Origin of the sequence: uncultured Tateyamaria sp., assembly GCF_947488715.1 — a bacterium.
GTDB lineage: Bacteria > Pseudomonadota > Alphaproteobacteria > Rhodobacterales > Rhodobacteraceae > Tateyamaria.
Genome location: NZ_CANLAG010000001.1, coordinates 23,055 through 47,703, shown reverse-complemented (window position 1 = coordinate 47,703; position 24,649 = coordinate 23,055). Strand labels below are relative to the sequence as shown.

25 protein-coding genes are annotated in these 24,649 nt (G+C 58.2%); 11 read left to right on the top strand and 14 right to left on the bottom strand.

Going from position 1 to position 24,649, the window contains the following annotated elements; genetic code table 11:
- Window positions 1–106: 106 nt before the first annotated feature.
- Window positions 107–2,737 (top strand): DNA mismatch repair protein MutS, encoded by a 2,631-nt coding sequence (mutS, locus tag Q0936_RS00230; RefSeq protein ID WP_299294746.1) that lies wholly within the window; start codon window positions 107–109, stop codon window positions 2,735–2,737.
- 34 nt (window positions 2,738–2,771) lie between these two features.
- On the opposite strand, the gene grpE is transcribed toward mutS, so the two are convergent.
- Both grpE and hrcA read right to left on the bottom strand, forming a co-directional pair.
- Window positions 2,772–3,335 carry a nucleotide exchange factor GrpE gene (gene grpE / locus Q0936_RS00225; protein ID WP_299139791.1) on the bottom strand — a complete coding sequence of 188 codons (564 nt, stop codon included), beginning with the start codon at window positions 3,333–3,335 and terminating at the stop codon, window positions 2,772–2,774.
- 3 nt (window positions 3,336–3,338) lie between these two features.
- Complete coding sequence (hrcA, locus tag Q0936_RS00220) at window positions 3,339–4,409, bottom strand: heat-inducible transcriptional repressor HrcA (RefSeq protein ID WP_299139793.1); 1,071 nt, start codon at window positions 4,407–4,409, stop codon at window positions 3,339–3,341.
- A gap of 97 nt (window positions 4,410–4,506) precedes the next feature.
- Here hrcA and rph point away from each other — a divergent pair, with 97 nt between their 5' ends.
- From rph to hemW, 3 genes are read left to right on the top strand one after another with little or no spacing between them, the layout of a single operon-like run.
- Window positions 4,507–5,220 (top strand): ribonuclease PH, encoded by a 714-nt coding sequence (gene rph / locus Q0936_RS00215; RefSeq protein WP_299139795.1) that lies wholly within the window; start codon window positions 4,507–4,509, stop codon window positions 5,218–5,220.
- Complete coding sequence (rdgB, locus tag Q0936_RS00210) at window positions 5,217–5,828, top strand: RdgB/HAM1 family non-canonical purine NTP pyrophosphatase (RefSeq protein ID WP_299294744.1); 612 nt, start codon at window positions 5,217–5,219, stop codon at window positions 5,826–5,828. The genes rph and rdgB overlap by 4 nt, the downstream gene beginning before the upstream one ends.
- On the top strand, window positions 5,821–6,966 hold the full coding sequence (hemW, locus tag Q0936_RS00205) for a radical SAM family heme chaperone HemW (protein ID WP_299377772.1): 1,146 nt from the start codon (window positions 5,821–5,823) through the stop codon (window positions 6,964–6,966). The genes rdgB and hemW overlap by 8 nt, the downstream gene beginning before the upstream one ends.
- Here the strand turns inward: hemW and Q0936_RS00200 are convergent.
- From Q0936_RS00200 to hemJ, 7 genes are all read right to left on the bottom strand, one after another.
- Window positions 6,963–7,850: a ParB/RepB/Spo0J family partition protein gene (locus Q0936_RS00200; RefSeq protein WP_299294773.1), complete on the bottom strand. Its 888-nt coding sequence runs from the start codon at window positions 7,848–7,850 to the stop codon at window positions 6,963–6,965. The genes hemW and Q0936_RS00200 overlap by 4 nt on opposite strands.
- 1 nt (window position 7,851) lies before the next feature.
- Window positions 7,852–8,661 carry an AAA family ATPase gene (locus Q0936_RS00195; RefSeq protein WP_299294775.1) on the bottom strand — a complete coding sequence of 270 codons (810 nt, stop codon included), beginning with the start codon at window positions 8,659–8,661 and terminating at the stop codon, window positions 7,852–7,854.
- A complete protein-coding gene (gene rsmG, locus Q0936_RS00190) occupies window positions 8,654–9,265 on the bottom strand; it encodes a 16S rRNA (guanine(527)-N(7))-methyltransferase RsmG (RefSeq protein WP_299294777.1) in 612 nt (203 codons plus the stop codon). Before rsmG ends, Q0936_RS00195 begins: the two co-directional genes overlap by 8 nt.
- Window positions 9,262–11,130, bottom strand: a complete 1,869-nt coding sequence (gene mnmG / locus Q0936_RS00185; RefSeq protein ID WP_299294813.1) for a tRNA uridine-5-carboxymethylaminomethyl(34) synthesis enzyme MnmG — start codon at window positions 11,128–11,130, stop codon at window positions 9,262–9,264. The genes rsmG and mnmG overlap by 4 nt, the downstream gene beginning before the upstream one ends.
- A 4-nt stretch (window positions 11,131–11,134) precedes the next feature.
- Window positions 11,135–12,418: a tRNA uridine-5-carboxymethylaminomethyl(34) synthesis GTPase MnmE gene (gene mnmE / locus Q0936_RS00180; protein WP_299294779.1), complete on the bottom strand. Its 1,284-nt coding sequence runs from the start codon at window positions 12,416–12,418 to the stop codon at window positions 11,135–11,137.
- Between the two features lie 19 nt (window positions 12,419–12,437).
- A complete protein-coding gene (rho, locus tag Q0936_RS00175) occupies window positions 12,438–13,709 on the bottom strand; it encodes a transcription termination factor Rho (protein ID WP_299139808.1) in 1,272 nt (423 codons plus the stop codon).
- Window positions 13,710–13,831: 122 nt separating this feature from the next.
- On the bottom strand, window positions 13,832–14,281 hold the full coding sequence (hemJ, locus tag Q0936_RS00170; RefSeq protein ID WP_299294781.1) for a protoporphyrinogen oxidase HemJ: 450 nt from the start codon (window positions 14,279–14,281) through the stop codon (window positions 13,832–13,834).
- Between the two features lie 407 nt (window positions 14,282–14,688).
- Between hemJ and Q0936_RS00165 the strand changes: the two genes are divergently transcribed.
- Genes Q0936_RS00165 through dnaQ form a run of 4 tightly spaced genes read left to right on the top strand, consistent with a single transcriptional unit; the run spans window position 14,689 to window position 17,387 of the window.
- Window positions 14,689–15,288 carry a Maf family nucleotide pyrophosphatase gene (locus Q0936_RS00165; protein ID WP_299294783.1) on the top strand — a complete coding sequence of 200 codons (600 nt, stop codon included), beginning with the start codon at window positions 14,689–14,691 and terminating at the stop codon, window positions 15,286–15,288.
- 13 nt (window positions 15,289–15,301) lie between these two features.
- On the top strand, window positions 15,302–16,132 hold the full coding sequence (locus Q0936_RS00160; RefSeq protein WP_299139815.1) for a shikimate dehydrogenase: 831 nt from the start codon (window positions 15,302–15,304) through the stop codon (window positions 16,130–16,132).
- A complete protein-coding gene (gene coaE / locus Q0936_RS00155; protein ID WP_299294785.1) occupies window positions 16,129–16,704 on the top strand; it encodes a dephospho-CoA kinase in 576 nt (191 codons plus the stop codon). The genes Q0936_RS00160 and coaE overlap by 4 nt, the downstream gene beginning before the upstream one ends.
- Complete coding sequence (dnaQ, locus tag Q0936_RS00150) at window positions 16,701–17,387, top strand: DNA polymerase III subunit epsilon (RefSeq protein WP_299294787.1); 687 nt, start codon at window positions 16,701–16,703, stop codon at window positions 17,385–17,387. The genes coaE and dnaQ overlap by 4 nt, the downstream gene beginning before the upstream one ends.
- A 49-nt stretch (window positions 17,388–17,436) precedes the next feature.
- Here dnaQ and secB read toward each other — a convergent pair whose 3' ends face one another.
- Together secB and Q0936_RS00140 are read right to left on the bottom strand one after the other, a co-directional pair.
- Window positions 17,437–17,916 carry a protein-export chaperone SecB gene (gene secB, locus Q0936_RS00145; RefSeq protein ID WP_299139821.1) on the bottom strand — a complete coding sequence of 160 codons (480 nt, stop codon included), beginning with the start codon at window positions 17,914–17,916 and terminating at the stop codon, window positions 17,437–17,439.
- A 58-nt stretch (window positions 17,917–17,974) separates the two neighbouring features.
- Window positions 17,975–18,454: an FxsA family protein gene (locus tag Q0936_RS00140; protein WP_299294789.1), complete on the bottom strand. Its 480-nt coding sequence runs from the start codon at window positions 18,452–18,454 to the stop codon at window positions 17,975–17,977.
- Between the two features lie 128 nt (window positions 18,455–18,582).
- On the opposite strand from Q0936_RS00140, the gene Q0936_RS00135 reads away from it, so the two are divergent.
- The 3 genes from Q0936_RS00135 to Q0936_RS00125 are packed head-to-tail and all read left to right on the top strand — an operon-like array spanning window position 18,583 to window position 20,863.
- Window positions 18,583–19,242, top strand: a complete 660-nt coding sequence (locus tag Q0936_RS00135) for a Tim44/TimA family putative adaptor protein (protein ID WP_299139823.1) — start codon at window positions 18,583–18,585, stop codon at window positions 19,240–19,242.
- Window positions 19,243–19,280: 38 nt separating this feature from the next.
- Window positions 19,281–20,273: an MltA domain-containing protein gene (locus tag Q0936_RS00130; protein ID WP_299139825.1), complete on the top strand. Its 993-nt coding sequence runs from the start codon at window positions 19,281–19,283 to the stop codon at window positions 20,271–20,273.
- Window positions 20,270–20,863, top strand: coding sequence for a Smr/MutS family protein (locus tag Q0936_RS00125; RefSeq protein ID WP_299294791.1), 594 nt, complete (start codon window positions 20,270–20,272; stop codon window positions 20,861–20,863). Before Q0936_RS00130 ends, Q0936_RS00125 begins: the two co-directional genes overlap by 4 nt.
- Here Q0936_RS00125 and Q0936_RS00120 read toward each other — a convergent pair.
- From Q0936_RS00120 to hslU, 3 genes are all read right to left on the bottom strand, one after another.
- Window positions 20,846–22,015: an MFS transporter gene (locus Q0936_RS00120; RefSeq protein WP_299294793.1), complete on the bottom strand. Its 1,170-nt coding sequence runs from the start codon at window positions 22,013–22,015 to the stop codon at window positions 20,846–20,848. The two genes, Q0936_RS00125 and Q0936_RS00120, sit on opposite strands and share 18 nt — an antisense overlap.
- A gap of 74 nt (window positions 22,016–22,089) precedes the next feature.
- Entirely contained in the window at window positions 22,090–23,175 is a 1,086-nt protein-coding gene (locus tag Q0936_RS00115; RefSeq protein WP_299139832.1) for an alpha/beta fold hydrolase, read from the bottom strand.
- Window positions 23,176–23,229: 54 nt separating this feature from the next.
- Entirely contained in the window at window positions 23,230–24,537 is a 1,308-nt protein-coding gene (hslU, locus tag Q0936_RS00110; RefSeq protein ID WP_299294795.1) for an ATP-dependent protease ATPase subunit HslU, read from the bottom strand.
- Between the last annotated feature and the right edge of the window lie 112 nt (window positions 24,538–24,649).

Here is a 24,649-nt window from a genome sequence, read left to right as displayed (position 1 = left end):
GACGTTGTGGCGTCATATCCCAGCCAACGGCGCGTCTCAATCGACTTTGGCTTTCGCTCGGTCAGCCCAATTTGTAAGGTCACGCGACACAAGTCCGGGGGCCGCAATGTCTGTCACGCCGATGATGGCGCAATATCTCGAAATCAAGTCCGCACATGAGGGCGCGCTGCTGTTCTACCGCATGGGCGATTTCTACGAGATGTTCTTTGAAGACGCCGTGGCCGCAGCCGAGGCGTTGGATATCGCACTGACCAAACGCGGCAAACACGACGGCGCCGACATCCCGATGTGCGGCGTCCCCGTACACGCGGCCGAGGGCTATCTGCTCACCCTCATCCGCAAAGGGTTTCGCGTGGCGGTGTGCGAACAGATGGAAAGCCCCGCAGAGGCGAAAAAGCGCGGCTACAAATCCGTCGTCAAACGCGATGTCGTCCGTTTGGTCACGCCCGGCACCCTGACCGAAGACAGCTTGCTTGAGGCACGTCGGCACAACTTCCTCGCCGCTTTTGCCGATGTACGCGGCGATTGCGCCTTGGCTTGGGTCGACATTTCCACCGGTGCCTTCCATGTCATGCCCCTCGTTTTGGCCCAGTTAGGGCCTGAATTGGCACGTCTCGCACCGTCAGAACTGATAATCGCAGACAGCAAAGAGGCCGAACTGCGCGACACCGTCGAAGAGTTTGGAATTGCACTGACCGCCTTGGGCAATGCCGCATTCGATAGTGCAGCAGGGGCGGATCGCGTCTGCAACCTGTTTGGCGTTGGAACGCTGGACGCTTACGGCACATTCATCCGCGCCGAAGCGGGCGCAATGGGTGCTTTGGTCGAATATCTGGAGGTCACTCAAAAGGGTAATTTGCCTCTGTTGCAGCCACCCCAACAGGAAACCCAGACCAAGACGGTCCAGATTGATGCGGCCACCCGGCGCAATCTGGAACTGACAACTGCGCTCTCAGGCGGTCGGGCCGGGTCGTTGTTGTCCATCATCGACGAAACTGTCACGTCCGGTGGCGCGCGGCTTCTCGAAAGGCGCCTTTCGTCGCCTTCCCGTGTGTTAGAGACGATTTCAGCACGGTCAGATGCGGTTTCATACTACGTGGAACGTGGCAATGTCGCGCAGGCGCAACGGCAGGTCTTGCGATCTGTACCGGATATGGACCGCGCCCTGTCGCGCCTGTCTCTTGATCGTGGTGGCCCAAGGGATCTCGCCGCCCTACGCAACGGGCTAACCGCCGCGCAAAACCTGAAAGACACCGCCGCGGCTGACCTGCCCGACCTGCTGAACACCTCCACCAAGAACCTCGGAGGGCACACGGACCTCATCGACCGGCTCGACGCTGATCTGGTTGCCGAACCTCCCCTGTTGGCCCGCGACGGTGGCTTCATAGCCACCGGTTGCGACCCCGATCTGGACGAGGCACGGCAACTGCGCGACGAAGGGCGCTCCGTCATCGCCCAATTGCAGCGGCAGTATGTTGAGACCTCCGGCATCAATGCGCTCAAGATCAAACACAACAACGTCCTCGGGTACTTTGTCGAAGTCACCGCCACTCACGCGGAAAAAATGCTGTCCGATCCGCTCAGCCAAACCTTCATTCACCGACAAACCACAGCCAACCAAGTCCGGTTCACCACCGTAGAATTGTCCGATCTGGAAACCCGCATCCTCAACGCCGGCGCACGTGCGCTAGAGATCGAAATGCGGCTCTACGAGGCGCTAAAGTCCCTTGTTGTGTCCAAGGCAGCAGAGATTTCCCAAACCGCCAACGCATTGGCTGAACTGGATCTAGCCACCTCCCTCGCCCATCTGGCCGTGGACCGGGAATGGTGCAAACCGACCCTCGACACATCCCGCGCCTTTGACATCGAAGGCGGGCGGCACCCCGTAGTCGAAAACGCGTTGAAGGCGCAAGGCGGTACGCCGTTTATCGCCAATGACTGCCTCCTGACGGCCGAAGATGGCGCAGCCATTTGGCTGCTCACGGGTCCGAACATGGCGGGTAAATCGACCTTCCTCCGCCAGAACGCCTTGATCGCCATCCTCGCGCAAATCGGCAGCCACGTGCCTGCAACCGCCGCGCATATCGGTATCGTCAGCCAGATCTTTAGCAGGGTCGGCGCGTCGGACGATCTGGCACGAGGTCGGTCCACCTTTATGGTCGAAATGGTCGAAACCGCTGCGATTCTCAATCAGGCAGATGATCGCGCACTGGTCATTTTGGATGAAATCGGGCGCGGCACCGCCACCTATGACGGCCTCTCAATCGCCTGGGCCACGCTGGAACACCTGCACGACGTGAACAAATCTCGCGCACTCTTCGCCACGCACTACCACGAAATGACAGCGCTGGCGGGTAAACTGGACGGCGTCGACAATGCAACGGTCGCGGTCAAGGAATGGGAAGGCGAAGTCGTCTTTCTCCACGAAGTTCGCCGCGGCGCTGCCGACCGTTCCTACGGCGTGCAAGTCGCCCAACTCGCCGGTTTGCCACCTGCGGTCATCGCGCGCGCCCGCGTCGTTCTGGATGCATTGGAAACGGGCGAACGCGAAGGTGGTGCGAGCCAAAAAACACTGATCGACGACCTGCCTCTGTTCTCAGCGGTTGCGGCGCCGCCACCCACAAAACCAGCAGACTCACCCGCCCTCGACATGCTGAAAGACATCCACCCCGATGATCTCAGCCCCAAAGACGCCCTCGACCTCATCTACAAACTAAAAGACGCGGCCAGATCCTGACCGCGTCTTCATTGTTCTAAAAATATGCAAGATCCTAGCTTGCAGGCATCGACGACACTCCGACCTGCGCGGGGCGCAGCAACCGGTCGTGCAACATGAACCCTTCAGCGGCGACCTGAATGATCTCTCCAGCCTTGGTGCCGGGCACGGGTGCTTCGAACATCGCCTGATGGTGCTGCGGATCGAACACATCTCCGACCTCTGGCGCAATCACTTCGATCCCGTGTTTTTTGAACACGTTCAAAAGTTCGCGCATGGTCAGCTCGACACCTTCCAACAGCGCACCCGATACCTCGCGTTGGTCATCGGTCGCGGCCTCAAGCGCGCGTTTCATGTTGTCATAGACCGGCAACATATCGCGGGCCAGCTTGGACCCGCCATAGTTCTCGGCCTCGCGACGGTCTTTGTCCGACCGCTTGCGCGCATTTTCGGCATCCGCCAACGCACGCATGAACCGGTCTTTCAGCTCATCACGTTCGGCGCGCAACTGGTCCAGTTCCAGCGCCTCGTCATCAATCTCTGCCATCTCGTCGGCATATTCCTCGCCCTCGGCCATCTCGATATCGTCAAGGAAATCATCGTTTTTCGGCTCAGCCATTGTTCACCTTTCACTGCGGTCCGTCAGCATCCGCCCGACCAGCTGGGCTGTGTAGTCCACGATCGGAACGATCCGGCCATAATTCAGCCTCGTGGGCCCAATGACCCCAACCGCTCCGATAATCTTTCGATCCGCGTTCATATATGGGGAAACGACCAAAGAGGAACCCGAAAGTGAGAAAAGTTTGTTCTCTGAACCGATAAAAATGCGCACGCCGTCACCATCTTGCGTGAGGTCCAGGAATTCAGCAATGTCACGCTTCCGCTCAAGGTCATCAAACAACGAACGAATGCGATCCAAGTCTTCGGCCTCGGCCGATTCGTGCAACAAATTCGACCGGCCCCGTACGATCAATCGCTCGGGCGTATCCCCCGACCCTTCCCAGGACGCCAAACCGTTTTCCACCAAGGCCTGCGACAGCGTGTCCAACTCTTGCCTACGGGTCGAAATCTCTTTCTGAACCAGCGCGCTGACTTCGCTCAGTGTATGGCCTTCGATCACGGCATTCAGGAAATTGGCTGCCTCGCGCATAGACGAAGGCGTTTGCCCGGCTGGCGGCTGGAACAGACGGTTTTCCACATGCCCGTCGGCAAACACCAAAACGACCAGTGCCTGATCCGGTCCAAGTGGGACAAAATCCAAATGTTTGATCGGCGCCTCGTGCTTGGGCGTCAGTACCAACGACGCACCGTGCGTCACACCGGACAAAGCCGATCCAACCCGATCCAGCAACCCTGCAACATCGCGTTCATTTGACCCCAGCGTGGCGTCAATCTTTTCACGGTCAGAGGTGTCCGGCACGCCCATTTCCAGCAGACCGTCGACAAACATCCGCAGACCCATCTGTGTCGGCACCCGCCCTGCACTGACATGCGGACTGCCCAAGAGGCCCATATATTCCAGGTCCTGCATCACATTGCGGATCGTCGCGGCGCTGACCTTTTCGCTGAAATCGCGGGTCAGGGTCCGCGAACCCACGGGATCGCCTGTATCCAGATATCCCTCGACGACGCGGCGAAACACTTCGCGCGACCGCTCGTTCATATCATCCAGCAATTTGCCTGTATCTGTCATCGAAGTGATTAAATGCCCCTGAAAATCAAAGGTCAATCGGGGTTGCCACGGGGGTCCGCAGAACGGTATCCCGACGCAGCAGCGAAAAGGACACCCTATGCGCCCCTCCGGACGAGAGTTAAGCGAAATGCGCTCTGTTTCAATCGAAACAGGCTTTACCAAACACGCCGAGGGATCGGTTTTGATGAAAATGGGCGACACGCATGTCTTGTGTACCGCCACCATCGAAGACCGCGTGCCGCCGTTCATCAAAGGGTCAGGCCTGGGTTGGGTGACAGCGGAATACGGAATGCTGCCGCGCGCAACAAACACCCGCATGCGCCGCGAGGCTGCGTCGGGCAAGCAAGGCGGGCGCACCGTTGAAATCCAACGACTGATTGGCCGTGCATTGCGCGCCGGTGTCGACCGGGTTGCTCTGGGTGAACGTCAGATCACCGTCGACTGTGATGTTCTTCAGGCCGACGGCGGCACACGTTGCGCGTCGATCACGGGCGGTTGGGTCGCGCTGCGTCTTGCCGTGAACGCACTGATGAAAGCGGGCGATATTGTCACCGATCCGCTGGTGTCCCCAGTGGCCGCCGTCAGCTGTGGGATCTACGCCGGGCAGCCTGTGCTGGACCTCGACTATCCCGAAGACAGCGAAGCAGGCGTCGACGGCAACTTTATCATGACCGCCGACGGTCAACTGATCGAAATCCAGATGAGCGCTGAGGGGTCAACCTTTACCCGCGACCAGATGAACAGCTTGATGGATCTGGCGGAAAAAGGCGTGGGCGAACTGGCCGCAATGCAATTGGCTGCTGCAAAATGACACGCGCATTCGACGGCAAACGGATTCTGGTTGCGACGCACAACGCGGGCAAACTCGAAGAGATGGAACAGCTCTTTGCCCCGTTTGGCGTGGATGTCGTCGGTGCCGCAGAATTGAACCTGGCCGAACCCGAAGAAACGGAAACCACCTTTGTCGGAAATGCCCGGATCAAGGCGCACGCTGCTGTCTCCGCCACCGGGCTGCCCGCGCTGGCGGACGATTCCGGGATCGAGGTTGATGGACTGGACGGCGCGCCTGGGGTTTATACCGCCGACTGGGCCGAAACGCCGGATGGACGCGATTTTGTCATGGCGATGACCCGGACACATTCTGAATTGGTTGCTCGGAACACGGCTCAACCCTGGACCGCGCGGTTCTGTTCAACCCTGGTGCTGGCGTGGCCTGATGGCCATGACGAAGTGTTTGCAGGCACCGTAGACGGAACGCTGGTCTGGCCAATGCGGGGGAAACTGGGGCACGGGTATGACCCGATGTTCCAACCGCTCGGCCACACCCGCACGTTTGCGGAAATGTCCCACGACGAAAAGAACGCGATCAGCCACCGTGCCGACAGCTTTGCCAAACTGATTGCGGGCTGTTTTGGCTGACGATTGGGAAAACGGCGGGTTTGGCCTGTACATCCACTGGCCATTTTGTGCCGCAAAATGCCCCTACTGCGATTTCAACAGCCACGTCACCCGCACCGTCGACCACGACGCGTGGAAAGACGCCTATGTTTCCGAAATCAAACGGGCCGGCGAACTGACCTCGGGCCGTGTTCTGCGGTCGGTTTTCTTTGGCGGCGGCACCCCTAGCCTAATGGCACCCAAAACCGTCGATGCGATCCTGTCCACCGTGCAGCAAACCTGGCCCACCGCGAACGACCTCGAGGTTTCGCTCGAGGCTAATCCAACCTCTGTTGAGTCCGCCAAGTTCCGGGATTTCCACGCTGCTGGCGTCAATCGTGTGTCCATGGGCATTCAAGCGTTGAACGACGACGATCTTCGCGCGCTTGGTCGCATGCACACAGCCGCCGAGGGTCTCGCTGCCTTCGACATCGCCCGTGCGACGTTTGATCGGGTCAGCTTTGATCTCATGTACGGCAGGCAAAAACAGTCTCTAACACAGTGGGAATCAGAGCTTTCTCAGGCTCTGTCCCTCGGTCTGGATCACGTGTCGCTGTACCAATTGACCGTCGAACCGGGCACAGCGTTCGGGGATCGCTACGCACTGGGTAAGTTGGGCGGTTTGCCAGACGACGACCTGTCTGCGGACATGTATGCGATCACCCAGGATCTCTGTTCAGCGCACGGAATGCCGCGTTACGAGGTGTCGAACCATGCACGCGACGGCGCGGAATCCCGGCATAACTTGGTGTATTGGCGCTATGGCGACTACGTCGGTATTGGCCCCGGCGCGCATGGGCGCTTGACGCTAAACGGCCAGCGCTATGCAACCGAGCAAAAGCGGATGCCGACAGCATGGCTAGGTGGTGAAAACAGACAGTCCCAAGAGGTCTTGTCGCCACAGGATCAGGCCGTTGAGTACCTGATGATGGGCATGCGGATCACGGACGGTATTCATCTGGATAGATTTGCCGAATTAGGCGGCAAACCATTGAATCCAAACGCTTTATCCGAACTAGAAACAATTGGTATGATCGACGTCTCAAACACACAACTTCGCGCAACAAACCAGGGTTTCAGCCTGCTGAACGAAGTAATCCGTCAGCTTTTAGCGGATTAACCGTTGCTCAACCTGCGGCACAAATCGTCAAGCTGATCCAAAGTGTCATAATGCAACGTCAATTGCCCCGCTTCACCATCCGGTTTGTGGGTCAATGATACCCGCACACCCGTTGCCGCAGACAAATCGCTTTCCAACGCCTTTGTATCCGCGTCCTTTGCGGGCGCTGCAGGTTTGTCGCCCGAGAATATATTCTTGGCCGCAGGTTCCACAGACTTCTTAACCAGCGCCTCGGTCGCACGCACCGACAGGCCGCCCGCAATTACTTTCTTGGCTAGCGCCGCTGGATCATCGGCAGTGATCAGCGCGCGCGCATGACCCGCGCTCAGCGATCCGTCCAGAACAAAGCTTTGCACCGCATCCGGCAATTGCAACAACCGCAACAGGTTTGCGATGTGGCTCCGGCTCTTACCCAGCGCTTCGGCCATCTTCTCCTGCGTATGGCCAAATCGATCCATCAGCTGCCTATAGCCCGCCGCTTCTTCGATCGGGTTCAGATCGGCACGTTGAATGTTCTCAATGATCGCAACTTCGAGGACTTCGGTGTCGGTGAAATCCCGCACCAGCACCGGCAGAGTATGCAGTTGCGCCTGCTGCGCAGCCCGCCACCGCCGCTCACCAGCGACAATCTCGTACACGTCGCCCACTTGCCGGACGATCAGAGGCTGCAAAACGCCCTTTTCCTTGATCGACGCAACGAGATCGTCCAGCGGCGCGGACGCAAACTGTTTTCGCGGCTGATCAGGGTTCGGCACGATCTTTTCAATCGGAATCTGCTGGTCCACCGCACGTGGACTGGCTTGTGACACCTGCGGCTCATTCACATCAGCCATCAACGCCGACAATCCGCGCCCCAAACCCCGTTTTTTGTCGTTGCCTGCCATGTTACGCCCTCACCACTGCGTTATTCTCGACCAATTCTTCGGCCAACTGCCTATAGGCAACCGCACCTTTTGACGTCTCATCATAAGACAACACAGGCATCGCAAATGACGGTGCCTCGCTCACCCGGACGTTTCTGGGGATCCGGGTTTTGAAAACAATATCGCCCAGATTGTCCCGAGCATCTTGTTCGACCTGTTGTGACAAATTGTTCCGCCCGTCATGCATGGTCATCACCACACCTTCGATGCGCAAACCAGGGTTGCCCGTCTGACGCACCTCTCTGATGGTCAACATCAGTTGCGACAGACCTTCCAATGCGAAAAACTCACTCTGAAGCGGCACAAGCACAGAATGTGACGCAATCATTGCATTCACTGTCAGCAAATTCAGTGACGGCGGGCAATCAATCAGGATGTAATCCAGCGCATAAACATCCATCGCCGTCTGTCTCAGCGCATCATGCAAAAGAAAACTGCGCTTTTCATTCGAAATTAGCTCAATATCCGCAGAGCTGAGGTCGACAGTCGCCGAAACAATCAACAGATTTTCAAAATCCGTCGCTAGAACCACGTTCTTCAGGTCAACTTCGCCCAACAACAGGTCGTATGTCGTGTGAACACGATCCTCCATATCAATCCCAAGTCCGGTGGACGCGTTCCCTTGTGGGTCCAGGTCAACAACCAACACGCGCAAGCCCAGTTCAACCAAGGCAGCGGCCAAATTGATGGTCGTGGTTGTCTTGCCCACGCCACCCTTTTGGTTGGCAATCGAGATGATTTTTGGCCCTTGCGGCCGCGTCGGATCAGACACGTTCGATGTCCCTTATGGTCAGGATTGCTGCTTCTTGGTGTGTCATACTCGGCGTTGCCTCGCAAGAAAACCGCCAGTTTTCACGTGCTGCGGCGACCTCTTGCTGCCATTGAGCGCCTTTCATGAACACACACTGTCCACCATGCCCCAGATGCGGCTGTGACCAACCCAGCAATTGATCCAGATCGGCCAGCGCGCGCGCAGATACAACACTTGCGTCTTGCGGCGGTGTATTTTCCACCCTTTGAGCATGAACGGACATGGGCAACGCCAATTCCCGCGCGCATGTGCGCAAAAACGTCGCCTTGCGTTGATCGCTTTCGATCAAGGAAACCTTGGCCTCGGGGTTAACTGCCGCTGCAAAAATCGCAACCACCACTCCGGGCAAGCCGCCCCCACTGCCCAGATCGCACCAAGTGCCATCAAATGGCCTGTAAATCTGCGCGGAATCCCAGATATGGCGATGCGCGACATCATCTACAGTCGACCGCGCAATCAGATTGATCTTAACGGTCCACTTGCGCAACAACGCCTGGTATGCGTCCAGACGCTCCAATGTTTCACGTGAAACATCACCTGAAAACCACGAGGGTGGCGCGATCATGCGGATTTTTTCTCAAGATAGCGGATACGCCCAAGGATCAATGCAAGCGCAGCGGGCGTCATGCCATCAATTCGGCCAGCCTGCGCCAAATCCGTCGGCCTTACCCGTTCCAACTTGCCACCCAGTTCTGCCGACAAACCCGTGACAGCCCGGTAATCAAAGTCCTTAGGAATAGCGTGCTGTTCATCACGCCTCATCTTCTCAACATCTTTACGCTGTCGCTCAATATAGTTGGCGTAAAGGGCATCACGCGCCAATTGCTCCTGAATGTCTGGTGCAATCTGCTCCAATGCGGGGTCCAGGCGCTCAACATCAGGAAAAGTCACGTCTGGGAACGCCAACAACTGAAATGGCGTCCGCTTTGTCCCGTCCTGATTGATCCGAATGCCAGTCGCAGCGATCTGTTTCGGCGTATAGCTCTGGCTTTCCAGAGCGTCGCGGCCAGCCGTCAACGCCTCTGACTTCTCACCAAACGCCGCTTTTCGCTCTTCTCCGACACAGCCGATGCTCAAACCCAATGGCGTGAGCCGTTGATCCGCATTGTCCGCACGCAAGGACAATCGGAACTCCGCCCGCGACGTAAACATCCTGTACGGTTCAGTCACGCCACGGGTTGTCAAATCATCAATCATCACACCGATATAGCTCTGATCCCGACGGAAATGCACCACTTCTCGGTCCAACGCCGCATGCGCCGCATTCAACCCGGCCACCAACCCCTGAGCGGCTGCCTCTTCATAACCAGTGGTCCCGTTGATTTGCCCAGCCAAATACAAACCCGGCACAGTTTCCAACGTCAGCTCTGCGTTCAATGCACGCGGATCAACGTAATCGTACTCAATCGCATATCCTGGCTGCACGATCTCCGCCCGCTCGAGGCCGACAATGGACTGCACATAGTCCACCTGCACGTCCTGAGGCAGAGAGGTCGAAATACCATTTGGATAAACCGTATGATCATCCAATCCTTCCGGCTCCAGGAAAATCTGATGCGATTCCTTGTCGGCAAACCGAACAATCTTGTCCTCAATCGAAGGGCAATATCGCGGGCCCACCCCTTCGATGTGGCCACCGTACATTGCTGATCTCTCGAGGTTTTTACGAATGATCTCATGCGTCCTTGTGTTTGTATGCGTCACACCACAAGCCACCTGACGCAGCGGTGCAGAGGTCGACATAAACGAAAACAGCACCGGATCATCATCCCCGTCCTGCACGTCTAGTTGATCCCAGGCAATCGTCCGTACATCCAGACGCGGTGGTGTTCCGGTCTTTAGGCGACCCATCGGCAAACCAAAGCTGTCCATACGATCAGCGAGCTTCGTCGACGCCTTGTCCCCCATACGCCCACCGGCATAAGAGGTGTCGCCAATGTGGATCAATCCGCGCAGGAACGTCCCGGTCGTCAAAACCACAGAACGCGCGACGACCTCAGATCCATCCGCAAGCGTGACACCAGCAACCCGGTCACCCTGCATTTTGAAATCCACAACTTCGCCCTCGATAACATCGAGATTTGGTGTGTTTTCAATGAGGCGCAGCATCTCGGTGCGATAGATTTTGCGATCAGACTGGGCACGTGGCCCTTGAACGGCTGGACCCTTGCGACGATTGAGCAGTCGGAACTGAATACCCGACGCATCCGCAACGCGCCCCATGATCCCGTCCATCGCATCGATTTCACGGACAAGATGCCCCTTACCCAACCCACCAATCGCAGGGTTGCAGGACATGACGCCGATACCGCTCTTTTTCATTGTGACGAGGGCCGTCCGCGCACCAACGCGCGCCGCTGCATGGGCGGCCTCACACCCCGCGTGACCCCCACCGATAACGATGACATCGAATTGTTTCACGTGAAACACTCCATCATTTGCCCAGGCAAAAACTCGAAAAAATCTCGTCCAGCAAGTTTTCAACGTCGATACGTCCAACCACTGCTTCCAATGATCGAATCGCCGTTCTGATTTCCTCTGCCGCGATATCATAGTGTTCCGCGCCAGCACCAACAAACCGCAGAGCATCATCCAAAGTGTGCAACGCCGCGGCCATCGCCGCACGATGCCGCGCATGTGTAATCAACCCAGCACCGCGCGTCCGTTGTGCCAATTGATCCGATATTTGCGCGATCAACTCAGGCACACCGTCGCCTGTTTTTCCGGAAACAGCCGGTGCGCCATCCGTTCGAACATCAGCTTTCGGCGCTAGAACGATATCATCCCGACGCGGCGCAATCGCCAGTGTTTCTTCGGGTTCCACCAGAAACACACGCAAATCTGCTGCCTCTGCACGTTCAATGGCCCGCTGGATGCCAACCACTTCGACTTCATCTTCGCCGTCCCGCAAGCCCGCAGTATCCAACAACGTCACCGGTAGACCATTCAAATCCATCCGGACTTCGATGACATCCCGTGTTGTACCAGCCCGCTGCGACGTGATCGCTGCATCCCTTTTGGCAAGCGCGTTCAGCAGCGTTGATTTGCCGGCGTTTGGTGGACCAACAATCGCAACCTCCAAGCCTGACCGGATCATCTCCGCTGCTTCAAAGCCATTCAATTCCTGCGCAACATCTGCACGGACACGCGCCAGGAGTTGTTGCACTTCAGGCGTCACATCCACCGGAACGTCCTCGTCCGCAAAGTCGATGGTGACTTCGATCAACGACGCCGCCCGGATCATATCGCTGCGCCAGGCCTCGATCCGCGCGCCCAGCGCGCCGGAGACCGTGCGCAGCGCCTGTTTCCGTTGCGCCTCTGTCTCCGCTTCGATCAGATCGCCCAAGCCTTCGACCTGCGCCAGATCCATCTTGTCGTTTTCCAGCGCCCGGCGTGTGAATTCACCTGGCTCCGCAACACGGCAGGGCAATTGCCCCAAGCGCTGTAAAACCGCCGCCACAACAGCGATGCTGCCATGCAGGTGGAATTCGACAACATTTTCACCAGTGAAACTCGCCGGACCACGAAAGGTTAAAACCAAGGCCTGATCCAGAACGGCGCCGTCGCCGTCCTTCAGTTCTCGAACAACCGCCTTACGGGGCCTTGGAACAGGCCCACAGAGGGCCTCGGCACATCCGAACGCTGCTGGCCCGGATACCCGCACAACTGCAACGCCAGCGCGCCCTTGTGCCGTAGCCAAGGCAAAGATCGTGTCCATCGCGACCCCCGAGAACCTATCAGGTGTTCATGGAGTCAAAGAACTCTTCGTTCGTCTTGGTCTGCTTCAGCTTCGAAATCAGGAATTCGATGGCATCCGTTGTCCCCATCGGGTTGAGGATACGGCGAAGAACAAATGTCTTCGCCAGGTCGGTCTTGTCGACAAGCAGGTCTTCTTTCCGCGTGCCAGACTTGAGGATGTCCATCGCTGGGAACACGCGTTTGTCCGCAATCTTACGATCCAGAACAATCTCCGAGTTACCCGTGCCTTTGAATTCTTCAAAGATCACCTCGTCCATCCGGCTGCCCGTGTCGATGAGCGCCGTGGCGATGATGGTCAACGAACCACCCTCTTCGATGTTCCGCGCTGCACCAAAGAACCGCTTGGGGCGTTGCAGCGCATTGGCGTCCACACCACCGGTCAGAACCTTACCCGACGATGGCACCACTGTGTTGAACGCTCTACCAAGTCTTGTGATCGAGTCGAGCAGGATAACAACATCTCGCTTATGCTCCACCAAACGCTTGGCTTTTTCGATCACCATTTCCGACACCGCAACGTGACGTGTGGCAGGTTCGTCAAAGGTCGAGCTGACGACCTCGCCCTTCACCGACCGCTGCATGTCCGTCACCTCTTCGGGCCGTTCATCGATCAACAGGACGATCAGGTAGCACTCCGGATGGTTCTTTTCGATGCTCGACGCGATGTTCTGCAACAGAACCGTCTTACCCGTCCGCGGCGGAGCCACGATCAACGACCGCTGGCCTTTACCAATCGGCGACACCAGATCGATAATCCGCGCCGACCGATCCTTGGTCGCGGGCTCGTTCGTTTCCATAGTCAGCCGCTCATCGGGATACAGCGGCGTCAGGTTGTCGAACGCAATCTTGTGGCGCGCCTTTTCCGGCTCTTCGAAATTGATGCGCGTGGCACTTGTCAGGGCAAAGTACCGCTCGTTGTCGTCCGGTGCCTTAATCAGACCATCAATCGTATCACCCGTCCGCAGCGAATACTGACGGATCATGTCCGGCGACACATAGATGTCGTCCGGGCCCGGCAGATAGTTGGCCTCGGGCGACCGCAAGAACCCAAACCCGTCTTGCAACACTTCCAGAACGCCATCACCGTAGACTTCCCATCCCTCATCCGCGCGTTCCCGCAGGATTTGGAACATCATCTCGCCTTTGCGCATCGTGGATGCATTTTCGATCTCCAGCTCCTCCGCCATGGCAAGAAGGTCTTTGGGGCTTTGCGCCTTGAGATCGGCAAGGGCGAGAACGTCTGATGTCATGGGAATACTCTCAGGGCGCACGTAGACCGGCGCCTCAGCTTCTTTGGGATGTATATGCTGCACGCATCCCCGGACGGGGTGCGCATCTCAGATAGGCTGCCAGACGGCGCGAGTCAACGATTTCAGAATTTGACCACAACCGACAGAACGATCAGCACCATCAACAGCGTCGGCACTTCGTTCATCATCCGGTACTGTCGCCCGGTCTTGACCGGCCCGCCCGCGGCAAAGGCTTTGCGCTGCTTGCTCAACCATCCATGAAATCCAGACATGGCCAGAATGCCCACCAGCTTGGTCCAGGGCCAGACCATCGACCAATCCACCACACCTGGCACCGCAACAAGGCACAGACCAAACACCCACGTCGCAATCATTGCCGGGTTCATGATCACCTTCAGCAGCTTGTATTCCATCGTCTGAAACAGGGCGTGCGTCTCGCCCTCAAGTCCCACCTGTTCTGTGTGATAGACATACAGACGTGGTAAATAGAACAGTGCTGCCATCCACGCGATCACAGACATGATATGGAATGCCTTGATCCACGGGTACAGTCCGGCCAGCATGTCGATCATTGGTCACCCTCCTGTGTCCGGATCCCTCCTATAAATAAAATAAAGAAATAAGAAAGGATGATGATTTTGTAGGGAGCGGGATTTCTGTGGATTATCATGTTGCACGCAAGTTTTCCGCAGTGTGGAAAGGTTTCAGGATCACACGGGTACAAGTATGCGTGATCAGATTAAATATTTTTAAAACAATAGGTTAACGAGTACTAAAGGTAACTTCTGTCCTGCGTACCTTGTGGATATTATTGTATATAGCACCTTACACACAGCCTTGCGGTTATCCTTGCTGACACGGGATTAATTGCGGGCAAACGGGGTAGCGCGGCGGCGTTATCCCACCTTGCACAGTGGCCGGGGTTTTCGCACACATGGTCACGGCATTTTCCACACGTGTCCCACACAGGGTTATCCACATGGCAACACCGATCATCCTTGCGTCCGGGTCCCGCATCCGTGCTGATCTGATGCGCAATGCCGGTTTGGACTTTGATGTACAGATGCCCCGCATTGATGAAGAAACAATTAAGCACGCCCTCCTCGCCGAAGAAGCCCTGCCGCGCGACATCGCTGATACTTTGGCGGAAATGAAAGCCCGCAAAATTGCGGACAAGAACCCTGATGCCATGGTCATTGGGTGCGATCAGGTGCTGGCCTTCGACGGGCGCATCTTGTCAAAACCCATCGATGTTCAGGATGCGCGTGCGCAACTGGCCAGCATGCGCGGCGAACGCCACATGTTGCTGTCTGCCGCAGTCATCTATCACGAGGGCAAACCCATTTGGCGGCACGTCGGGCAGGTCCGTCTGCGCATGCGGAATGTGTCCGATGAGTATCTGGACGCATATATCGCACGAAATTGGGATGACATTCGTCACTCAGTTGGCGCATATCAACTTGAGGCCGAGGGGGTGCGGCTGTTTCACAGCATTGAAGGGGACTATTTCCATGTTCTCGGAATGCCGCTTTTGGAACTGCTGGCCTTTCTCACGCTTCGTGGTGTGATCCAAGGATGACGGGCGGAACAACATGTCAGCAAAAATACCTCTGGCCGGAGTGATCGGATCTCCGATCTCGCACTCCAAATCTCCTCAACTTCATCGCCACTGGCTCAAGACATACGGTCTGCCCGGTGACTACATCCCCATGGACGTCGCGCCGCAGGACCTGGAACTGGTGTTGCGCACCTTGCCCAAGGCCGGGTTTGTCGGGGTGAACATCACGATCCCGCACAAAGAATCCGCGCTGGAAATTGCAGACCTCGTGACGGATCGGGCCACGCTGATCGGTGCGGCGAATACGCTGATCTTTCGCAAGGATGGGCAAATTCACGCGGACAACACGGATGGCTACGGATTTCTGGAGAATCTGCGCGCCGGTGCACCACAATGGGCGCCCGCATCGGGCCCTGCCGCGGTATTGGGCGCTGGTGGTGCCGCGCGTGCCGTGGTTGCATCCCTGCTCGACGCCGGCGTGCCAGAGATTTTTGTGACCAATCGCACGAGGGTCCGCGCGGAAAAGTTGGCGGATGACTTTGGTAACCGCGTCACCGTCGTCGACTGGGTACAGGCTGGCAATATTCTCGAGGATTCCGCGCTGGTCGTGAACACAACGTCGCTGGGCATGATTGGCAAACCGGCGATGCGCGTGCCGTTGGATGGGTTGCGTCGCGGTTCGGTTGTCACCGATCTGGTCTATGCACCTCTGCGCACCGATCTGCTGGCCACAGCGGAACAGGCGGGCTGTGTCACGGTCGACGGTCTGGGCATGTTATTGCACCAAGCGGTGCCTGCCTTCGAACGCTGGTTTGGACAGCGCCCCGATGTCGACAGCGCCACACGCGCCGCCGCTCTGCGATGATCATCAAACTTGGCCTGACCGGTTCCATCGGAATGGGCAAATCCACCACCGCCCAGATGTTCCGCGACGCAGGTTGTGCTGTGTGGGACGCGGACGCCGTCGTGCACCAGTTGTATGCACCTGACGGCCCGGCGCCTGCGCTGTTGGATGCCGCATTCCCCGGTGTCATTCGTGGTGACGGCCACGTTGACCGTGACGCGCTGCGCCAAATCATTGCCGATGATCCAACGGCGTTGGATCGGATCAACACCATCGTGCATCCACTCGTTGCCGCAGATCGCGCGGCCTTTCTCGAACAGGCGCAGGGTTTGGTGGTGCTCGACGTCCCTCTTTTGTTTGAAACCGGCCTCGATGCCACATGTGACAAGGTCGCTGTGGTCAGCGTCGATGCCGACACCCAGCGCACTCGGGTTCTGGCCCGCGGCACCATGACTGAAACAGATCTCGACCACATCCTGTCCCGCCAAACCCCCGATGCCGAGAAACGCGCGCGGGCTGACTATGTCATCGACACTTCCACGCTGGAATCCGCCCGTGCTAAGGTGTCCGAAATAGTGGCGGAGCTGACATGAGAGAAATTGTTCTCGACACGGAAACCACCGGTTTTGACCCGGAAAGCGGTGATCGCATCGTTGAAATCGGTGCCATTGAACTGATCCGGCACGTCCCAACCGAAAACGTGTTCCACGAATATATCGACCCGGAACGCGCCATGCCCCAAGAAGCATTTGAAGTGCACGGGTTGGGCGACGACTTTCTACGCGGTAAACCCAAATTCGCCGAGATCGGGCAAAAGTTCCTCGATTTCGTTGGTGACGCCAAACTGGTGATCCACAACGCCGCCTTCGACATGAAATTCCTGAACGCGGAATTGAAATGGCTGGGATTGCCGCAACTGCCCTACGATCAGGCGATTGATACGCTCGACATTGCACGCCGCCGTTTCCCCGGCTCGCCCGCATCTCTGGACGCGCTGTGCCGCCGGTTCGGGATCGACAATTCCGCTCGGACGTTGCACGGTGCCCTGCTCGACAGTGAAATTCTGGCCGAAGTTTACCTGGAGCTTATCGGCGGTCGGCAACCCGACTTTGCATTGTCGGCGTCGTCTGGAGGTCGCAATGCGACGGGTACCGATACCGCATGGACACCTCCGCCGCGCCCTCGCCCGCTTGCGTCACGGCTGAAAGACAGCGAACGGGATGCCCACGCTGCATTTATTGGCGGATTGGGCGGTAAAACTCTCTGGCCAAACTGAAACACCCGCCGCGGATGCGACGGGTGCCATAATCCAAACGGATCAGAAATCAGGCGTTCTCAGGCGATGCTTCGCTTTGACGACGCGCGATTTCGTTCCGGTACAGCGACATAAAGTCGATGTTTTCCAGGTTCAGCGGCGGGAAACCACCGTCACGCGTGATGTCGCTGACCACACGGCGCAGGAACGGGAAGATCATGCGCGGGCACTCGATCAACAGGAACGGGTGCAGCTGGTCTTCGGGGACGTTGTCGATAAAGAACAGGCCGACATAGTCGATCTCAAGCACGAACAGGACCGCATCGCTCTCTTTGTCCTTGGATGTGACGTTCAGCTTGATCGCGGACTCGTACTGTTTGTCCTGCGAGCGCTTTTTGGCATCAAGGTTCACCTGAACCTGCACGTCGGGTTGCACGTCGGGCGACGCACCCTTTTGGGCCACGATGTTCTCGAATGACATGTCACGGACAAACTGGCCCAACACACGCATTTGCGGTTGTGCGGCTGGGGCTGCTTTTTCTTCGGCCATAATTACTCTCCAGGCGGAATATGAATTTTGCCTCTGGTAACAGCTTGGCCGCGCAGCCTCAATGCTTGGTCCACCCAGACGGGCCATCCGACGACTGTTGTTCCGGCGAAACCTCGGAATATTGGCCGTCGATCACGTTGTCGTCCCTCTGCGGTGGCCGATGGTCAAAGCCCGGCCCGCCAAATGATGTCACCTTGACCCGGCTCCGCGCCCACTTGAACACGGCCAACCGCACCCCCGGCACCAACAGCGCAAAACCTACCGCATCGGTGAAAAACCCCGGTGTCAGCAACAACGCACCGGAAAACAGGATCATCGCGCCATGGGCCAACGCCTCGCTTGGATCACGCATCTGGTTGAATGACGATTTCACCTGGTTCATCGCCTGCAAACCCTGCGCCCGGACCAACATCGTGCCGATCACCGCCGTCACAACGACGATCAAAAGCGTCCAGCCCAGACCGATGGCACCGCCAATCTGGATAAACAGCGCGATCTCGATGAGCGGAACCATAAGAAAAGCAACAAACAACCACATGTGCGACATCCTTTCAGGGGGGCATGATCGCCCCGCAGTGGACTTGGTGTCCCCTTGCACCTACATAAGGTTCGGACGTGGCCGTTGCCACCCGGACCACAGTTTCCGGTCCCAGACATGAGGTAAGAATGAATTCTCCGCTGATCCAGCTTCTTGTCCTGGCGGGCATCGCCGTGTTTTTGATCCTGCGCCTTAAAAACGTGCTGGGCACCCGCGAGGGTTTTGAACAACCGCCTGTGCCGAAACCCGCCAATGATCGCGCCGGTGGCCCCAACCTCGAAGTTATCGAAGGTGGCCCCGATCTCGACATCACCGACCATGTCGATGAAGACAGTGACGCCGCCAAGGCCCTCGCCGAGATGAAGCGCGTGGAACCCTCGTTCCATGTGGCTGATTTCCTGCAAGGCGCACGTGGTGCCTATGAGATGATTGTCATGGGTTACGAACGTGGCGAACTGTCCGACATCCAACCGTTCCTCGCCGAGGAACTATACGAATCTTTTGTGGACGGCGTCGCCGCACGCGAAGATCAGGGCCTGACCATCGAGGCCGAGTTTATCGGTGTGCGTGAACTGAAACTGACAGACGCGACCTATGATCCTGAAACAGGCGAGGGTGAGTTGACGATACGTTTTGTCGCTGAACTCACATCTGCTGTTCGCGATCAGGGCGGAGACATCGTAGAAGGTAGCCTGACCGAGGTGAAACGGCAGAAAGACACATGGGCTTTCGCGCGAACCATGGGGGCTGACGACCCGAATTGGATATTGGTGTCTACAGACGCGTAATTGGCTCTTTTGTCGGGCTGTGTTTGGCGGTGATGGGTATGACAGGGCCTGCCACGGCTGAATTGCGTTATTCCGTTCTCGATTTTTCGATGCTGGATGGCTGGGCGGCGGATGATCACGCCGCCGCACTCACGACATTCCGCAACACATGCCGCGACATGAAAGACCCCGACTGGTCGTCTCTCTGCGCGCTAGCCGGAGATGTGCCTGATCCACGGGCTTTCTTTGAGTTGTTCTTTCGTCCCGTCCTGATCGAAGACGGCGCAGACGGCTTGTTCACCGGATATTTTGAACCCGAACTAGACGGCGCGCTGCGTCCCAGCAGCCGCTACCGCTATCCCGTCTATGCCATGCCCCCTGAGGCGCGCGTGTCGCGGCCTTGGCTGACACGCCGCCAAATTCTCGAAGGTTCGGCGATGGATGGGCGTGGTCTGGAAATCGCCTGGGTCGATGATCCGGTCGAACTGTTCTTTCTCCAGATTCAGGGCTCTGGACGGATACGTTTGCCCAGCGGACAGATGATCCGCGTTGGCTATTCGGGTTCAAACGGTCACGAATACCGCTCCATCGGCTCCGAACTGGTGCGGCGTGGCACCTATGCCGCCCACCAGGTCAGTGCGCAGGTGATCAAGAACTGGGTCAAACGGAACCCGTTCGATGGCACGCAATTGCTGTACCATAACCCGTCCTACGTATTCTTCCGGGAGGTGTCCGAGGTGCCTGCCGATCGTGGCCCCTTGGGTGCGATGAACCGGTCTATCACCACGATGCGGTCCATCGCGGTCGATCCCGCACATGTGCCATTGGGTGCACCCGTCTGGATCGAAAAGGACGGCAAGAACCCGCTGCGCCGTCTGATGATCGCCCAGGACACCGGGTCCGCGATCAAGGGCGCGCAACGTGCTGACGTGTTCTTTGGCACCGGGGACAAGGCCGGTCGCCAGGCGGGCCGCTTGCGTGATCCCGGTCGTATGATGGTTCTCATGCCGATCCAACGTGCCTATGCCCTGCTGCCCGAAAGCGCGATATGACCCGCCGCAAATTGCACCCCGAAGAAGAAGAGCTATGGCGTCGCGTCGCATCCAAGACCGAACGCCTGCACCCCCAGCCGAAATTCGATCCCGAGGATTTCGTGACGCAGACACCTGCGCCCGGCCCCCGGTCTAAACCCACATTTGATGCGGTGCGCACGCTGACGCCCTCCATGCCGTCACGCCCCACAACATCGGTGTCGTTGACGCCGTCGATCACGGATCAAGTGCGTGCTCAACCGATCCAGATGGATCGCAAAGCCTTTGACCAGCTCAAGCGCGGCAAGCTGCGCCCCGAGGGCAAACTCGACCTCCACGGCATGACACTCGACCGTGCGCACCCTGCCCTGACCCGTTTTGTGCTGGGCGCACAGTCGCAGGGCAAACGGTTGGTTCTGGTGGTGACAGGCAAGGGCAAGAACCGCGATGATGGCGGCCCGATCCCCGTGCGCCACGGGGTCTTGCGCCATCAGGTGCCGCAATGGTTGTCGATGCAGCCCTTGGCCTCCGCAGTCTTACAGGTCACGCCCGCGCATCTGCGTCATGGCGGCGGCGGTGCCTACTACGTCTATCTACGTCGCAACCGATAGCGTCCGACGCGCCCTGTTGATACCGATCCACATGCACAGACTGGCGCACAGGAAGTAGACCGAAACGCCCATGTATTGCATAGGCAAGTCCACTCCGGCGTCGATCAGAACGCCCGTGATACCCGGCCCAATGGCAGAGCCCAGAACCATAACCGCCGCCGCCAACGCTTTGATCGAACCGATATGTCGCGTGCCGTAGAACTCGGCCCAAAACGCGTTGGGCAATGTGGAATTTGCACCCGCCGTCATCGCAAAGAACACCAGCCCCAGCGCAACGCCCAGCAAGGTCTCGGCCGTGGCAAAGATCCCAAATGCCACCACCATCGGCACTTGGTAAAGTGGCATCAACCGCGCCGTGCCAAACCGGTCCAGCGCCATCCCCGACAGAACCATCGCGACAATGCCCACGGTCGTATAGACCGGGAAAAAGGCCACCAGCGACAGGTGGGTCCAGCCTTTGATCTCGGCATAGTACGCCTGATGGAAAAAGAACGCAGTGCCAAAGGCCGACAGCCCGGCAAGCGCGGGCACCATCATCCAGAACAACCCATGCGTCAGCGTCTCGCGCCGGGTCCAATGCCGTCCCGCCATGCCGAGGCTTTGGTTTTCCTCGGCCATGGATTGCGGCGTTCGCTCTGACCGCAGCAGCAGCATCAGAACCGGAATACCCGCCAAGGCAATCACCGCGACGACACCCCACAGGCTGCGCCATTCGAACACGGTCATCAGCGCCACGAACGTCATGGGCAGGATGGCCTCACCAATCGAGAACCCCAATGTCGCCACCGCCAGCGCCCGACCCCGCGTCGCAACAAACCAGCGCGCCATCGCCACAATCGCGATATGGCTGGTCATCCCCTGCCCCGTCAGCCGCAGCGCAAAGATCACAACTGGCAACAGCAACGCATAGGGGTTGATCGCCATTGCAACACAGGCCAGCGCCAGCATGCCCAACACCCATGCGCCCAACTGCCGCGCGCGAAACGTGTCGGTCAGCCCACCGGCCCAGACCATCACCGCCGCAGCCGCCGTTGTGCCCAGCGAATAGATGCCACCCCACTCACCGTGCGACAGGTCAAAATCCGCCCGTATTTCCGCCGCGAACACAGAGATAAAGAACGTCTGCCCAAACGACGACAAAAAGGTCAGCAAAGCCCCCGCCGCCAGCCAATTCCGGTTATGAGCCAAAAAGGACAGAATGCCGGATTGGGGCGCCGCGCCCGTCACTAGCGCACACTGCCCGAAATGGGTGGCAGGCGTCCGGCGGTGTTCGCCGACACGCGCCGTTGTCCGGGCAATACAACAGTCGCCCCGGACCGACCGCGCAGGAACTTGCGGTCCAGTTCAGGCGTGTTGCGCAGCAGTTGGATCAGCGCAGGCGAACTGCCCGCAACAAAGTGATTCCCCGACCGGCGGTCAGAAAAGGCAGAGACATCGAGGATCGTGATCGGCAAATCGGCCACGTCATCCGCGTTTTGAATGTTGCCTAGCTGAGATTTCTCGCCCCGCAACCGCGATGACAATCGCAACACGGCATCCTTGCGCGAAACGATCACGACAAACGGGTCTGGCACGGTTTGTAGGCGCTCGAATTGGCTGCGGAACACCTCGATGTTCACGTCCGGCGACATCAGGACCACGCCTTCGACATTGCGCCCAACCCAACCGGGTTCGGCAATTTCTAGCTGTCGAAAGGTTTCCATCACCAGCGCGCTGCCCATCGAATGCGCAACAACAATGATGTTGGGCTGTCCTGCGGACCGGATGGTCGTCAACAGTTCGGCCAACCCGTCACGGGCAAACAATGCGCTGTCCTGATCGTATTCATAACCCAGCGGATTACCGCGGCTGGGCCAGGAATAACTGACATGCGCGCCGGGCAATTCCAGATCATGGGCCAACTGCACCATCCGAAACGCCGAGTCGCTGAAGCTGTTGTTAAAGCCATGCACAAAAACCGTCACATCGCGCGTCTTGTCCATGTCTGCGCGCAAACGGTCGGCGAACCCGGTCTTGGTTGGAAAACGGCTAAGCTGAGCAAAGGCGAAATCGCGCTCGGGCTTGGGGCTGTCGAACCCGTCCGACACGCTGCCCAACGTCCGTTGCGGCGGGATCGATACAACGGCGCGCATCAGGCTCAACTCGTTGGACCGTCCGATGCCATATTCACCTGCATCGTTCACCGCCCGCGTTGTGCCGATGAACAGCGGTTTGTTCAGACCGTAATCCAGCGCCTCGGGAACAATCGGGGCTGCTGTCCGGTCGCTGCACCCGATCAGGGCCAGCATCGCAACAAAGACAATCCACCGCATTTTTACACCGACCGGTTCCGTTTCCAGCGATGTATCCCAGCCCGCACAGGACGGCTAGAGAACATATCGGCTGACATCCGTGGACCGCGCCAATTCGCCGAGATGCTCCTCGACGAAGGCGGCATTGACCACGATCTCGTCGCCGCTTCGGTCCGGCGCGGTAAAGGACAGTTCCTCAAACACCCGCTCCATCACCGTGTACAGACGCCGCGCGCCGATGTTCTCAACGCTTTGGTTCACCTCGGCGGCAATGCGGGCCAGCGCGCGGATGCCTTCGGGTTCAAAGGTCACGGTGACTTCTTCGGTCGCCATGAGGGCGGTGTATTGCAGCGTCAGCGCGTTGTCGGTTTCCTCAAGGATACGGACAAAGTCATCCTCGGTCAGCGCGCGCAATTCCACGCGGATCGGCAAGCGCCCCTGCAATTCGGGCAACAGGTCGGACGGTTTGGCGATGTGGAACGCACCGGACGCGATGAACAGGATATGATCCGTCTTGACCGGCCCGTGTTTGGTGCTGACGGTTGTGCCTTCGATCAGGGGCAACAGATCACGCTGCACGCCCTCGCGGCTGACATCTGCGCCACGCGCATCGGACCGGGCGCACACCTTGTCGATCTCATCCAGAAACACGATGCCATTTTCCTGCACCGCATCCAGCGCGGCCTTGGTCACCGCCTCGTCGTCCAACAGCTTGTCTGCCTCTTCTCCGATCAGCAGGTCATAGCTTTGGGCGACGGTCAGCTTCTTGCGCACGGTCCGACCGCCCAGCGCCTTGCCGAACAGATCACCGAGGTTCATCATCCCCATGTTGCCGCCGGGCTGGCCAGGTATGTCCATCGTGGGAAACGGGTTCGACGTATCCGCGACTTCCAGCTCAATCACTGTGTCGTCCAACTCGCCCGACTTCAGCTTTTTGCGGAACATCTCGCGGGTGCCATCGCGGGCGTCCGTGCCGGCAATCGCCTCGATCACGCGGTCTTCGGCGGCTTTGTGTGCGTTGGCCTTGACGTCCTCGCGCATGTGGTCGCGGGTCTGGGCAATGGCGGCATCCACCAGATCACGGATGATCTGTTCCACGTCACGCCCGACGTAGCCGACCTCGGTGAACTTGGTCGCCTCGACCTTGAGGAACGGCGCGCGCGCCAGCTTCGCCAACCGGCGGCTGATCTCGGTTTTGCCAACGCCGGTGGGCCCGATCATCAGGATATTCTTGGGATAGACCTCATCGCGCAGATCGTCATTCAACTGCTTGCGCCGCCACCGATTGCGCAGCGCCACCGCCACCGCCCGTTTGGCGTCTGCCTGACCGATGATGAAACGGTCCAGCTCTGAAACAATCTCGCGGGGGGTCAGGTCAGTCATACAGGTCTCCTCTGCGACTGCATGTAACCTTTGATCACAGAAACGCAACCGCGCTCACGTCCGCGTGGGGGTAGATGCAATCTGTGAAACGATCTGCCATGTTCCTGTCATT

Coding starts and splice junctions, on each gene's coding strand:
- mutS (WP_299294746.1), top strand. CDS start 107: ATGTCTGTCACGCCGATGATGGCGCAATATCTCGAAATCAAGTCCGCA.
- grpE (WP_299139791.1), bottom strand. CDS start 3,335: ATGGCTGAGCCGAAAAACGATGATTTCCTTGACGATATCGAGATGGCC.
- hrcA (WP_299139793.1), bottom strand. CDS start 4,409: ATGACAGATACAGGCAAATTGCTGGATGATATGAACGAGCGGTCGCGC.
- rph (WP_299139795.1), top strand. CDS start 4,507: ATGCGCCCCTCCGGACGAGAGTTAAGCGAAATGCGCTCTGTTTCAATC.
- rdgB (WP_299294744.1), top strand. CDS start 5,217: ATGACACGCGCATTCGACGGCAAACGGATTCTGGTTGCGACGCACAAC.
- Q0936_RS00200 (WP_299294773.1), bottom strand. CDS start 7,850: ATGGCAGGCAACGACAAAAAACGGGGTTTGGGGCGCGGATTGTCGGCG.
- rsmG (WP_299294777.1), bottom strand. CDS start 9,265: ATGATCGCGCCACCCTCGTGGTTTTCAGGTGATGTTTCACGTGAAACA.
- mnmE (WP_299294779.1), bottom strand. CDS start 12,418: ATGGACACGATCTTTGCCTTGGCTACGGCACAAGGGCGCGCTGGCGTT.
- rho (WP_299139808.1), bottom strand. CDS start 13,709: ATGACATCAGACGTTCTCGCCCTTGCCGATCTCAAGGCGCAAAGCCCC.
- hemJ (WP_299294781.1), bottom strand. CDS start 14,281: ATGATCGACATGCTGGCCGGACTGTACCCGTGGATCAAGGCATTCCAT.
- Q0936_RS00165 (WP_299294783.1), top strand. CDS start 14,689: ATGGCAACACCGATCATCCTTGCGTCCGGGTCCCGCATCCGTGCTGAT.
- Q0936_RS00160 (WP_299139815.1), top strand. CDS start 15,302: ATGTCAGCAAAAATACCTCTGGCCGGAGTGATCGGATCTCCGATCTCG.
- coaE (WP_299294785.1), top strand. CDS start 16,129: ATGATCATCAAACTTGGCCTGACCGGTTCCATCGGAATGGGCAAATCC.
- dnaQ (WP_299294787.1), top strand. CDS start 16,701: ATGAGAGAAATTGTTCTCGACACGGAAACCACCGGTTTTGACCCGGAA.
- secB (WP_299139821.1), bottom strand. CDS start 17,916: ATGGCCGAAGAAAAAGCAGCCCCAGCCGCACAACCGCAAATGCGTGTG.
- Q0936_RS00140 (WP_299294789.1), bottom strand. CDS start 18,454: ATGTGGTTGTTTGTTGCTTTTCTTATGGTTCCGCTCATCGAGATCGCG.
- Q0936_RS00135 (WP_299139823.1), top strand. CDS start 18,583: ATGAATTCTCCGCTGATCCAGCTTCTTGTCCTGGCGGGCATCGCCGTG.
- Q0936_RS00130 (WP_299139825.1), top strand. CDS start 19,281: ATGACAGGGCCTGCCACGGCTGAATTGCGTTATTCCGTTCTCGATTTT.
- Q0936_RS00125 (WP_299294791.1), top strand. CDS start 20,270: ATGACCCGCCGCAAATTGCACCCCGAAGAAGAAGAGCTATGGCGTCGC.
- Q0936_RS00115 (WP_299139832.1), bottom strand. CDS start 23,175: ATGCGGTGGATTGTCTTTGTTGCGATGCTGGCCCTGATCGGGTGCAGC.
- hslU (WP_299294795.1), bottom strand. CDS start 24,537: ATGACTGACCTGACCCCCCGCGAGATTGTTTCAGAGCTGGACCGTTTC.